Origin of the sequence: Streptomyces sp. NPDC079141 (assembly GCF_040686775.1) — a bacterium.
Lineage (GTDB): Bacteria > Actinomycetota > Actinomycetes > Streptomycetales > Streptomycetaceae > Streptomyces.
Genome location: NZ_JBFBLP010000001.1, coordinates 383,329 through 395,411, shown reverse-complemented (window position 1 = coordinate 395,411; position 12,083 = coordinate 383,329). Strand labels below are relative to the sequence as shown.

Annotated in this window: 9 protein-coding genes and 1 pseudogene; 3 read left to right on the top strand and 7 right to left on the bottom strand. The window is 72.6% G+C overall.

Features of this window, described 5'->3' with window-relative positions:
- Positions 1-88 precede the first annotated feature (88 nt).
- Positions 89-595 carry a metallophosphoesterase gene (locus AB0Q90_RS01905; RefSeq protein WP_363164689.1) on the top strand — a complete coding sequence of 169 codons (507 nt, stop codon included), beginning with the start codon at positions 89-91 and terminating at the stop codon, positions 593-595.
- A gap of 1 nt (position 596) precedes the next feature.
- On the opposite strand, the gene AB0Q90_RS01900 is transcribed toward AB0Q90_RS01905, so the two are convergent.
- The 7 genes and pseudogenes from AB0Q90_RS01900 to AB0Q90_RS01870 all read right to left on the bottom strand — a co-directional run bounded on the left by AB0Q90_RS01900 (position 597) and on the right by AB0Q90_RS01870 (position 7,963).
- Positions 597-1,190, bottom strand: coding sequence for an SRPBCC family protein (locus tag AB0Q90_RS01900; protein WP_363164688.1), 594 nt, complete (start codon positions 1,188-1,190; stop codon positions 597-599).
- 11 nt (positions 1,191-1,201) lie between these two features.
- On the bottom strand, positions 1,202-2,305 hold the full coding sequence (locus AB0Q90_RS01895) for an XdhC/CoxI family protein (RefSeq protein WP_363164687.1): 1,104 nt from the start codon (positions 2,303-2,305) through the stop codon (positions 1,202-1,204).
- On the bottom strand, positions 2,298-3,410 hold the full coding sequence (locus AB0Q90_RS01890; RefSeq protein WP_363164686.1) for a VWA domain-containing protein: 1,113 nt from the start codon (positions 3,408-3,410) through the stop codon (positions 2,298-2,300). Before AB0Q90_RS01890 ends, AB0Q90_RS01895 begins: the two co-directional genes overlap by 8 nt.
- Positions 3,407-4,264, bottom strand: coding sequence for a MoxR family ATPase (locus tag AB0Q90_RS01885; protein WP_363164685.1), 858 nt, complete (start codon positions 4,262-4,264; stop codon positions 3,407-3,409). The genes AB0Q90_RS01890 and AB0Q90_RS01885 overlap by 4 nt, the downstream gene beginning before the upstream one ends.
- Before the next feature lie 33 nt (positions 4,265-4,297).
- Positions 4,298-5,148 (bottom strand): annotated as a pseudogene (locus tag AB0Q90_RS01880) (xanthine dehydrogenase family protein subunit M).
- Entirely contained in the window at positions 5,145-7,496 is a 2,352-nt protein-coding gene (locus AB0Q90_RS01875) for a xanthine dehydrogenase family protein molybdopterin-binding subunit (RefSeq protein WP_363164684.1), read from the bottom strand. Before AB0Q90_RS01875 ends, AB0Q90_RS01880 begins: the two are co-directional and overlap by 4 nt.
- On the bottom strand, positions 7,493-7,963 hold the full coding sequence (locus AB0Q90_RS01870; protein ID WP_363164683.1) for a (2Fe-2S)-binding protein: 471 nt from the start codon (positions 7,961-7,963) through the stop codon (positions 7,493-7,495). Before AB0Q90_RS01870 ends, AB0Q90_RS01875 begins: the two co-directional genes overlap by 4 nt.
- A gap of 229 nt (positions 7,964-8,192) precedes the next feature.
- Here AB0Q90_RS01870 and AB0Q90_RS01865 point away from each other — a divergent pair, with 229 nt between their 5' ends.
- Together AB0Q90_RS01865 and AB0Q90_RS01860 are read left to right on the top strand one after the other, a co-directional pair.
- On the top strand, positions 8,193-10,163 hold the full coding sequence (locus tag AB0Q90_RS01865; protein WP_363164682.1) for a translation factor GTPase family protein: 1,971 nt from the start codon (positions 8,193-8,195) through the stop codon (positions 10,161-10,163).
- A gap of 73 nt (positions 10,164-10,236) precedes the next feature.
- On the top strand, positions 10,237-12,078 hold the full coding sequence (locus AB0Q90_RS01860) for a cellulase family glycosylhydrolase (RefSeq protein WP_363164681.1): 1,842 nt from the start codon (positions 10,237-10,239) through the stop codon (positions 12,076-12,078).
- Positions 12,079-12,083 lie beyond the last annotated feature (5 nt).

Genomic DNA, 12,083 nt, shown 5'->3' with positions numbered 1-12,083 from the left:
CGTTGCGGCACGGTGCGTTGGGCCGATGCTAACCCGGCGACGGGCGCTTGCCACCTCCGCCCCGGCGACATGCCCGTAGCCTGATCGGGTGCGTCTGCTGCTGATGTCCGACACCCACCTCCCCAAGCGCGCCCGGGCCCTGCCCGAACCGCTCCTCGCCGAGATTCCGCGCGCGGACGTGGTGATCCACGCCGGGGACTGGGTCGATGCGGCCACCCTCGACCTGCTGGAGCGGCGCAGCCGCCGCCTGCTCGCGGTGTACGGCAACAACGACGGCCCCGACCTGCGCGCCCGCCTCCCCGAGGTGGCGTACGCCGAACTCGGCGGCCTGCGCTTCGGCGTCGTCCACGAGACCGGCGCCGCCCAGGGCCGGGAAGCCCGGTGCGCCGCCCGCTTCCCCGACCTCGACGTCCTGGTCTTCGGCCACAGCCACATCCCCTGGGACACGACCGCGCCCACCGGCCTGCGCCTGCTCAACCCGGGCTCGCCGACCGACCGCCGCCGCCAACCCCACTGCACCTACCTCACCGCCGCCGTCCACGAGGGCCGGCTGACGGAGGTGGAACTGCACCGGCTGCCGCCGCTGAACGGGTGACTCACGCCCGGCGCCACCACCGCCGTATGCGCACCAGCACCAGCGCCAGGACCACGGCGGCCGCCACCGGGACCGCGGCGCGGCGGGCGAGGGGGAGAGCGGCCGTGCGGACCAGGTCGACGGGGGCCGCCTCGGGCTCGACGGCGGGAGGCTGCTCGGCGAGCTGCTCCGCGAGGCACTCGGCGAACCGGCCGATCAGCCGGTCGCCCACCTCCGACAGCAGGCCGCGCCCGAACTGGGCCGGGCGGCCGGTCACCGACAGCTCGGTGCGCACCGACACCGCCGTACCCTCCTCGCGCCCGGTCAGCGTGCCCGTCACCGTGGCCCGGGCCGTGCCCTGGCCACGGGTCTCCCGGCCGCTCGCGATCAGCACCATGCGGTGCGCGGCCTCGTCGCGCTCCTCGAAGACGGCCGTCCCCCGGTACGTCACGGTGACCGGACCCACCTTCACCTTCACCGACCCGGACACCGTCTTGCCGTCGTAGTCCTCCACGCTCGCCCCGGGCAGGCACGGCGCGACCCGCTCGACGTCCAGGAGCACCCGCCAGGCGTCGTCGACCGGCACCGGCACGGTGAACTCGTGGTGCAGTTCCATGACTTCCTCCCTCAGGCTCCCTGCGGATGGATGGCGCCGGCGGTCGCGGTCAGCGGGGCACCGCTGCCGCCCCAGCGCAGCGCGACGATCTCGGCGGCGACGGACACGGCGACCTCCTCGGGCGTACGGGCGCCGAGGTCGAGCCCCACCGGGGAGCGCAGCCGGGACAGCTCCGCCGCGGACAGCCCCGACTCGGTCAGCCTGCGCATCCGGTCGTCGTGGGTACGGCGGCTGCCCATCGCCCCGATGTAGGCGGCCCGCCGGTGCAGCGCCTCCTGAAGGAGCGGCACGTCGAACTTCGGGTCGTGGGTGAGGACGCAGATCACCGTGCGCTCGTCGGTGACGGTGCCGCGCAGATAGCGGTGCGGCCAGTCCACGACCACCTCCACGCCCTCGGGGAAGCGTTTCGGTGTGGCGAAGACCGGGCGGGCGTCGCACACCGTGACGCGGTAGCCGAGAAAGTCCCCGATGCGGGCGACGGCGGCCGCGTAGTCGATCGCGCCGAAGACCAGCATGCGCGGCGGCGGGGCGAAGGAGTGCAGGAAGACGGCGACGGAGTCCTCGCGCCGCTCGCCGTGCGGGCCGTAGTGGCGCAGGCCGGTGGCGCCGAGGGCGAGTTCGCCGCGCGCATCGGCCGTGACGGCCACGTCCAGGCCCTCCGTGCCAAGGGTTCCGGTGACCCGGTCCGGCCACACGGCGAGTGTGGCCCCGCGCGGCGCCGGGCCGTCGGTCACCGTCGCCACGGTCACCGGGCGGCCCGCGGCCACCGAGGCGGCGACCTCGCCGAAGGACGGGTCGACGGCGGCCGTGACGGGACGCACCAGCAGGGTGATCTCGCCGCCGCAGGTCAGGCCCACCGCGAAGGCGTCCTCGTCGCTGTACCCGAAGGTCTCAAGACGGGCCTCGCCGCTCGCCACCACCTCCTGGGCCAGCTCGAACACCGCCCCCTCGACACAGCCGCCGGACACACTGCCCACGACCTCCTCGCCCGGGCCCACCGCCATGGCGGCACCGGGGTCGCGCGGCGCGCTGCGGCTCACCGCGACGACCGTGGCCAGTCCGAACGGCGATCCGGCCGCGTACCAGTCGCCGAGCACCGGGAGAATGTCACGCATCGTCGGCTCCTCTCACCACGGCCGCCAGCCTCTCCAGCGCCGCCAGGCTGTGCCCCTCGACGAACGCGTCCACGCTCGGCAGCGCCGCCGCCATCCCGGCCGCCAGGGGCTCGTAACCGGGGCGCGCCTTGAGCGGATTGGCCCAGATCACCCGGTGCGCCAGCCGGTGCAAGCGTCGCATCCGGTCCGCGAGCAGCTCCGGATCGCCACGCTCCCAGCCGTCCGACAGCAGCACCACCACCGCGCCGCGCGCCATGCCGCGCTGCCCGAAGCGGTCCAGGAACTCGCCCAGCAGCTCTCCCAGCCGGGTACCCCCGCGCCAGTCCGGCACCGCCGCCGCGACCGCCGCCATCGCCAGGTCCGGATCGCGGTGCGTCAGCTCCCGGGTCACCCGGGTCAGCCGGGTGCCGACGGTGAACGCCTCCGTCCGGGTGCCGCGCACCGCCGCGTGCGCGAACCGCAGCAGCGCGTCCGCGTACGGGGCCATGGAGCCGCTGACGTCCACCAGCAGCACCACCCGGCGTGGCCGCTCGGCCCGGGTGTGCCGCAGCAGCCGGGCCGGTTCCCCGCCGCGCCGCAGCAGCTCCCGCACTGTGCGGTGCGGGTCCACGGGACCCCGCCGGGCGGGTCGCCGACGCGCACTGCGCCGCAGCGGGCCGTGCGGCGTGAACGCGGCCAGCAGCTGATGCAGTGCGGCGCGTTCGGCGGGCGTGAGGCGGGCGATGTCACGGTGGCGCAGCACCTCGGCGGGGCTCGCGAGGGCGGCGACGGGCGGGCCCCGGTGGCCCTCGCCGGCGCTGCCGGGCGTCGTGCCCGTCCCGCGCGCGACGAGCCGGGGCCGGGGTGACGGGGCGAGGCGCGGCGCCTGTACCGACGCGTCGCCGAAGTACGCGGCGAACACCCGCTCGTACCGCTCCAGGTCGTCCCGCCCGCCGCACAGCGTCAGCCGCCCCGCCCAGTACACGTCGGCCCGCACCCCGGGGCGCAGCACGTCCACCGCCCGCAGAAAGGCGTGCAGCCGCTCGGCGCTCACCTCGACCCCGGACGCGCGCACCGCACGGGCGAAGCCGAGGAGCGCGGCGTCCGCGGCGAGCACCGCGCTCACGCCCCGCGCGCCGCGAGCAGCGCAGCGAAGTCCAGGCCCCGGGCCCGCTCGGTGTCCTCCCGGTACTTCAGCACCGATCCCAGCGTCGCCACCGCCAGCTCCGCGTCCACCTCGCTCGCCCCGAGCGCGTCCAGCGCCCGCGCCCAGTCGAGGGTCTCCGCAACGCCCGGCGGCTTGACCAGGTCCTGCCCCCGCAGCTCCTGCACCAGCGCGGTCACCTGCTCGGCCAGGCGCGCCGACACCCCGGGCAGCCTCCGGCGCACGATGGCCAGTTCGCGGGCGAAGCCGGGATGGTCGAACCAGTGGTAGAGGCAGCGCCGTTTCAGCGCGTCGTGCACCTCGCGGGTGCGGTTGGAGGTCAGCACGACCACCGGCGGCTCCTCGGCGCGCAGGGTGCCGAGTTCGGGGATCGTCACCGAGAACTCCGACAGCAGCTCCAGCAAGAACGCCTCGAACTCGTCGTCGGCACGGTCGATCTCGTCCACCAGCAGCACCGACGGCTGCGTCTGCAGCGCCTTCAGCAGCGGGCGGGCGATCAGGAACCTGCGGTCGTACAGCTCGGCCTCCAGCCGTTCCGCGTCCCGGATCCCGGCCGCCTCGGCGGCCCGCAGATGCAGCAGCTGGCGCGGGAAGTCCCAGTCGTACAGGGCCTGCGCGGCGTCGATGCCCTCGTGGCACTGGAGCCGGATCAGCGGGGCGTCGAGCGCCTCTGCGAGGGCGGAGGCGAGCGCGGTCTTGCCGACGCCCGCGTCGCCCTCGCAGAAGACCGGCCGGTGCAGCCTGAGGGCCAGGAAGCAGGCGACGGCCAGCCCTTCGTCGACGAGGTACCCCGTCTCCTCCAGGCGGGCCCGCACCGCTTCCGGGCCGTCGATGTGCCTGATCTGCGCTCACCCCGTTCCGGCGGCGGCCAGCACCGCCCGCCTGGTCAGTACGCGCGCGAGATGCGCCCGGTACTCGGGTGAGGCGGAGGTGTCCCGGGTGGGCCGGGTGTCCTGGGCCGCCTCGTGACAGGCCAGGGCCACGGCCTGCGGGTCCCCGGCACCGGCGAGGGCCCGCTCGGTGGCCGTGGCCCGCAGCGGGGTCGCGCCCATGTTGGTCAGGCCGATCCGCGCCTCGGCGACATGGCCGTCCGCGCGCCGCACCAGCGCGGCCACGCCGACGATCGCCCAGGCCTGGGCGACCCGGTGGAACTTCTCGTAGTGGAAGCCCCAGCCGTCCGCCTTCGGGATCCGCACCTCGACCAGCAACTCGTCCGGTTCCAGCGCCGATTGGAGGTAGTCGACGAAGAAGGCGCGGGCCGGGATCGCCCGCCGCCCCCGAGGGCCCACGGCGATCAGTTCGGCGTCCATCGCGAGGACCACCGCGGGCAGGTCCCCGGCCGGGTCGGCGTGTGCCAGTGAGCCGCCGAGGGTGCCGCGGTGGCGTACTGCGGGGTCGGCGACCCGGTGGCCGCGGCGAGCAGGCCCGCGTGGCGCCGGACCAGCGGATCGCGGATCACGTCGTGATGGGTGGTCAGCGCGCCGATGACGAGCGTGTCGCCGTCCTCGCGGACCCCGCGCAGGCCGGGCACGCGGCCGACGTCCACGACGAGTTCGGGGAAGGCAAGACGCAGCCGGAGCAGCGGCAGCAGGCTCTGGCCGCCGGCCAGCACCTTCGCCTCCTCGCCCGCCTCGGCGAGCATGCGCACCGCCTCCTCGACGCTGGCGGGCCGCGCGTAGTCGAATGCCGGGGGAATCATCGCTGCGCCTCCTCGATCGCCTCCCACACCCGCTGCGGGGTGCAGGGCATTCGCACGTCGTGCACGCCCAGCGGGCGCAGCGCGTCCACGATCGCGTTGACCACGGCCGGCGTCGAGGCGATCGTCCCCGCCTCGCCGACTCCCTTGACCCCCAACGGGTTCGAGGCCGCGGGCGTCTCCGTGCGGTCGGTCACGAAGTCGGGCAGGTCCGCCGCCGACGGCACCAGATAGTCGGCCATGGTGCCCGAGAGCAGGTTGCCGTCGTCGTCGTACACGGCCTCCTCGTACAGCGCCTGTGCGATGCCCTGGGCGAGTCCGCCGTGCACCTGCCCCTCGACGATCATGGGGTTGACGACCCGGCCGACGTCGTCGACGCAGACGTAGGAGCGGATGCGGGTGTGTCCGGTCTCGGTGTCCACCTCGACCGCGCACAGGTGGGTGCCGTGCGGGTAGGAGAAGTTGTCCGGGTCGACGAGGTGCTCGGCGTTGATGGTGGGTTCCATGCCCTCGGGCAGGTCGTGCGAGGAGAACGCCTCGAAGGCGATCTCCTGGATCGTCCTGCGAGCCTCCGGGGAGCCCTTGACGGAGAACACTCCGTCGGTGAACTGCAGGTCCTGTTCGGCCGCTTCCAGCAGGTGCGCGGCCACCTTCCGGGCCTTGTCGACCACCTTGACCGCCGCGTGGTGCACGGCGGCGCCGCCCACGACCAGCGAGCGCGAACCGTAGGTGTCCATGCCCTGCGGAGCCGTCCGGGTGTCGCCGTGCACGACCTCCACGTCCTCGAACGGCACGCCCAGCACGTCGGCGGCGATCTGGCTCCAGCACGTCACATGGCCCTGCCCGTGCGGGCTGGTGCCGGTGACCACCTCGACCTTGCCGGTGGGCAGCATACGGATGCTCGCCGCCTCCCAGCCGCCCGCCGCGTACCTGAGGTCCCGCAGCACCCGGCTGGGCGCGAGCCCGCACATCTCGGTGTACGTCGACACGCCGATCCCGAGCCGTACGGTGTCCCCGCGCTCGGTGCGCTTCTGCTGCTCGGCGCGCAGGTCGTCGTACCCGAAGAGGGCGAGCGCCTTGTCGGTCGCGGCCTCGTAGTTGCCGCTGTCGTACGTCAGACCCGCGATCGTCGGATACGGGAACTCCTCGTGCCGGATCCAGTTGCGGCGCCGCAACTCCACGGGATCCAGGCCGAGTTCGGCGGCCAGCTCGTCCATGATCCGCTCGATGGCGTACGTCGCCTCCGGGCGTCCGGCGCCCCGGTAGGCGTCGGTGGGCGTGCGGGTGGTGAACACGCCGGTGCAGTGGAACTCGTAGGAGTCCATCTTGTAGATCGCCGGGTACATGAAGGCGCCGAGGATGGGGACGCCGGGGGTGACCAGCATCAGGTAGGCGCCCATGTCGGCGAGCAGGTCGACTTTGAGGCCGAGGAGTTTTCCGTCGCGGTCCGCGGCGATCTCGACGTCCTGGATCATGCCGCGGCCGTGGTGCGTGGCGAGGTAGCCCTCGGAGCGGGACTCGGTCCACTTCACCGGGCGGCCCAGCCTGCGGGCGAGCGTGAGCGCGATCGCCTCCTCGCCGTAGACCTGGAGCTTGGAGCCGAAGCCGCCGCCGACGTCGGGGGCGATCACCCGGAGTTTGTGCTCCGGGACGCCGGTGACCATCGCGAGCATGATGCGCAGGATGTGCGGGATCTGGGTCGCGGAGTAGAGCGTGTACTCGCCGGAGGCGGCGAGCGGGGTGACGACGACCGCGCGGGGTTCCATGGCGTTGGGGATCAGCCGCTGCTGGTGGTAGCGGCGCTTGAGCGTCACGTCGGCGCGCTGCCGTACCGCCGCGAAGTCCTCGCCGGTCCGCAGCGGCCAGTCGTAGCAGCGGTTGGTGCCCTTGTCCGCGTGCACCAGCGGGGCGTTTTCCGCGAGCGCGGCCTCCAGGTCCAGCACCGGCGGCAGGGGCGTGTAGTCGACCTCGATCGCCTCCAGCGCGTCCGCCGCCGCGTACCGGTCCCGGGCCGCCACGACCGCCACCGGGTCACCGGCGTGGCGCACCTCGTCGACGGCGAGCGGCGGATGGTCGGGCAGCACGATGTCCTCGGTGACCGGCCAGGCACAGGGCAGCGATCCCATCCCCTCCGCGAGGTCGCCGCCGCTGAACGCCGCTACCACGCCCGGCCGTTGCAGGGCGGGCGCGACGTCGATCCGGTCGATGCGGGCGTGCGCCATCGGACTGCGCAGGATCGCCAGATGGAGCAGTCCCGGCGCGTCGATGTTGTCGGTCCAGGTGGTCTGGCCGGTGATCAGCCGGGCGTCCTCCTTGCGGGGCCGGGAGCGGCCGACCTCCGGTGCGGTCATGACCCGACCTCCTGTTGGGAGGCGGCCAGGACGGCCCGCACGATGTTCTGGTAGCCCGTGCAACGGCACAGGTTGCCCTCCAGGGCCTGGCGCACCTCGTCCGAGGTGGGGCGCGGATTCTCGCGCAGCAGATCGCGCGCCGCCATCAGCATCCCCGGGGTGCAGTAGCCGCACTGCAGCGCGTGCCGTTCGTGGAAGGCCCGTTGCAGCCCGGTCCACTCCCCGTCGTGAGCCAGCCCCTGGACGGTGGTGACCTCGCCCCCGTCCGCCTGGACGGCGAGGACCGAGCAGCTCTTGACGCTCTCGCCGTCCAGGTCGACCGTGCAGGCCCCGCAGTTGGAGGTGTCGCAGCCCACGGGGGTACCGGTCAGGCCCAGCCGGTCGCGCAGATAGTGGACCAGCAGCAGGCGGGGTTCCACCTCGTCCTGGTAAGTCGTGCCGTCCACCTTCACCGAGATACGGGTCATGTGCCCTCCCAGGGAACACCGGACGTGATGTGCGTCACTCTAGGACCGCTCCGGGGAGGCGGCGAGGGCCGGGACAGGCATTTGTTGAGCGTTAATCCGTTGCTCCCGCGACGGGACGTCTGCTGCACTGCACGGGACCGGTCACCAAAGACCCAGGAGAAAGCAATGCGCACTGCGTTCGTGTCCGCCCAGGAAGGAATCGCCCCCTCTTCAAAGGACATGACGCTTCGTGCACCTGCTCAACCTCGGGATCCTCGCCCATGTCGACGCCGGTAAGACCAGCCTGACCGAGCGGCTGCTGCACTCGGTCGGCGTGATCGACGAGATCGGCAGCGTCGACGACGGGAACACACAGACCGACACCCTCGCGCTGGAGCGGCAGCGCGGCATCACCATCAAGTCCGCCGTCGTCTCCTTCGCGCTCGACGACGTGACGGTCAACCTCATCGACACCCCCGGCCACCCGGACTTCATCGCCGAGGTCGAGCGGGTCCTCGGCGTGCTCGACGGTGCCGTCCTGGTCGTCTCCGCCGTCGAGGGCGTACAGGCGCAGACCCGGGTCCTGATGCGGACCCTGCAACGGCTGCGGATCCCCACCCTCGTCTTCGTCAACAAGATCGACCGCCGCGGAGCGCGCTACGACGCCGTTCTGCGCGCCCTTTCGCGGCGGCTGACGGCGGCCGTCGTACCCATGGGGACTACCCTCGAACTCGGTACGCCCGACGCGCGGTTCATCCCCCGGATCGACCCCGCCGCCATCGACGTCCTCGCCGACCACGACGATGCGCTACTGGCCGCCTATGTCGAGGACACGGTCCCGTCCGACCGTCTCCACGCGGCCCTGGCCGACCAGACCCGGCAGGCCCTCGTCCACCCGGTGTACTTCGGCTCGGCCGTCACCGGCGCCGGCATCGACGCGCTGACCGCCGGCATCAGGGAACTGCTGCCCACTGCTGACGGCGACCCCGACGGACCCGTCTCCGGCACCGTCTTCAAGGTCGAACGGGGAGCGGCGGGGGAGAAGGTGGCGTACGCGCGGATGTTCTCCGGGACGCTGCACACCCGCGACCGGATCCGCTTCGGCGACGCCCGCACCGAGGGCAGGATCACCGGCATCAGCGTCTTCGGCGACGGCACGCACGCGCGTGCGGACGCGGTCGGCGCCGGCCGGATCGCCAAGCTGTGGGGCCTGACCGACATCAGGATCTCCGACGCCCTCGGCGAACCCCGCAAGGCCCACGGCCACTTCTTCGCCCCGCCCAGCCTGGAGACGGTCGTCGTCCCCGGCGACGACACGGACCGGCGCGCCCTCCACCTCGCCCTCACCCAGCTCGCCGAGCAGGACCCGCTGATCGGCCTGCGCCACGACGAGGTGCGCCGGGAGATCTCGGTGTCCCTCTACGGCGAGGTGCAGAAGGAGGTCGTCCAGGCCACTCTCGCCGACGAGTACGGCCTCTTCGTCACCTTCCGGGAGACGACACCGCTGTGCATCGAGCGGCTGGTGGGCAGCGGAGCGGCGGTCGAGTTCAACAAGAGGGACCCGAACCCCTTCCTCGCGACGGTCGGGCTGCGCGTCGACCCCGCGCCCGTCGGCGCGGGCGTGGAGTTCCGGCTGGAGGTGGAGCTGGGCTCCATGCCGTACGCCTTCTTCAAGGCCGTCGAGGACACCGTGCGCGAAACGCTCGGCCAGGGCCTGCACGGCTGGGAGATCCCCGACTGCACCGTCACCATGACCCACTGCGGTTACTCGCCCCGCCAGAGCCACGCCCACCAGGGCTTCGACAAGAGCATGTCGAGCACCGGTGCCGACTTCCGCGGCCTGACCCCGCTGGTCCTGATCGAGGCGCTGCGGCGGGCGGGCACCCAGGTGTGCGAGCCGATGCACCGTTTCCGTGTCGAGGCCCCGGCGGACACCCTGGGTGCGCTGCTGCCGGTGCTGTCCGGGCTGCGCGCGGTGCCGCAGACGACCGGGACGCGCGGTGCCTCCTGTGTGCTGGAGGGTGCGATTCCCGCGGCTCACGTCCACGTGCTGGAGCAGCAACTGCCGGGGCTGACGCGCGGCGAGGGCGAGCTGGAGAGCGCCTTCGACCATTACGCGCCCGCCGCGCGCGGCGTGCTCCCCGAGCGGGAGCGCACCGACCTCAACCCGCTGAACCGCCGGGAGTACCTGTTGAACCTGACGCGGAGAGTGAGTGGTTGAGGTGGCCGAGATTGAACTTACTTGAGAGTCAGTAGTGTTGACGGTGTCCTGAAATCACCGGACTGTAGTGGACATGCCGAATATTCGGGCGCGTCTGCTCGCTGTTCTGGTTGTCCTCCTCGGATCCCTGACGGTGGCGGGAACCCCGCCCGCCACCGCCGCCACCCTGCCCTTCGACGGCACGGCGCTCACCGTGTCCGACGGCCGCTTCGTCGACGGCCACGGCCGTGAGGTCGTCCTGCGCGGCTACAACGTCTCCGGCGAGACCAAGCTGGCCGAGAACGGCGGCCTGCCCTTCGCCTCGGTCGCCGACGCGACCAAGTCCGCGACCGCGCTGCGCGCCCTCGGCGGCGGCAACGCGGTGCGCTTCCTGCTGTCCTGGGCCTACGCCGAACCCGTGCGCGGCCAGGTCGACACCGCCTACCTGGCAGCCGCCACCGCCCAGATCCGCGCCTTCCTCGACGCCGGCATCCGCGTCTACCCCGACTTCCACCAGGACCTCTACTCCCGCCACCTGTTCGACGCGGACAGCTGGTACACCGGCGACGGCGCCCCCAGGTGGGCCGTGGACGCCGGGAACTACCCCGACGAGTCCTGCGGCATCTGCCTGTTCTGGGGCCAGAACATCACCCAGAACGAGGCCGTGAAACGGGCGTCCTACGACTTCTGGCACAACGCCCACGGCCTCCAGGACGCCTTCCTCGCCACCGCACAGACGACGATGACGTACATCCGGCAGAACGTCACCGCCGCGCAGTTCACCGGCATCGTCGGCTTCGACCCGTACAACGAACCGCACGCGGGCGTGTACGACTCCGGGCAGACCAGCCGCACTTGGGAGCGGGACGTGCTGTGGCCGTTCTACGAGCGGTTCCGGGCGCGCATGGACGCGGCCCGCTGGCAGGACAAGCCCGCCTTCGTGGAACCGAACCTCTTCTGGAACGCCAACCTCGACTTCCAGAAGCAGGAGGGCGGCCTGCTGGACGCCGGACAGCTCGGCCCGCGCTACGTGTTCAACACCCATTTCTACGACCAGAAGGCCATCTCCGGGATCTTCATGTGGGGCAAGGCGCAGGACGGGCAGTACGCCGGTGACTTCGGCACCGTCCGCGACCGTGCCGCGGCCACCCGGACGCCCGCGATCGTCAGCGAGTTCGGCCACCCGCTCTCCGGCTCGGTCTCCGACAAGGCCCCGACCGTCCTGAAGGCGATGTACCAGGCGCTCGACTCCCGTCTGCCCGGCGCGAGTTGGTGGTCGAACCCAACCGCCTCCGGTCCCGTCCTGTCCGGCAGTCAATGGCAGTGGGACATCTACCACGGCCGACACCACGAGCTGATGAACGGCAACCCCGACAAGGTGCTCACCGCGGGCGACGCCTGGAACGACGAGGACCTCTCCGCCGTCCGCCTCGACGACTCGGGCACCCCCGTCCTGCGCCAGGACCCCCGCCTCCTGGACCGCGTCTACCCGAGCGCCACCTCGGGCACCACCGTCGCCTTCACCTACGAGGACCGCTCCCGCGACGGCTCCACCACCCTGACCTGGAACCCGGTCCCCAGCACCCTGCCGAACGTCTCGCGCCTGGTCGGCACGGGACAGTACGCCCTGCTGATGTGGCGCTCGAACAGCGGCTCGGCGCCCACCGAGCTCCACCTCCCGGCCTCCTTCCCGACCGCCAACACCACGGTCGTCTCCGACCTGGGCACGGCGTACGCCCCGCCGCCGTACACCTCGACGGCCCCCGTCGCCGTGGCCGAGGAACCGGGCGGCACCGGCAGCCGCCGACTGCTGCTCAGCGACACGGACTCCGGCGTCCTGCACTACGCGCTGGTGACCAACGGCGCTTCGGCCCCCTCCACGGAGCTGCTGGCCGCGGCCCGGTCCGAGCTGACGGCGTGGGCCGCCGGACGGTGACCGGT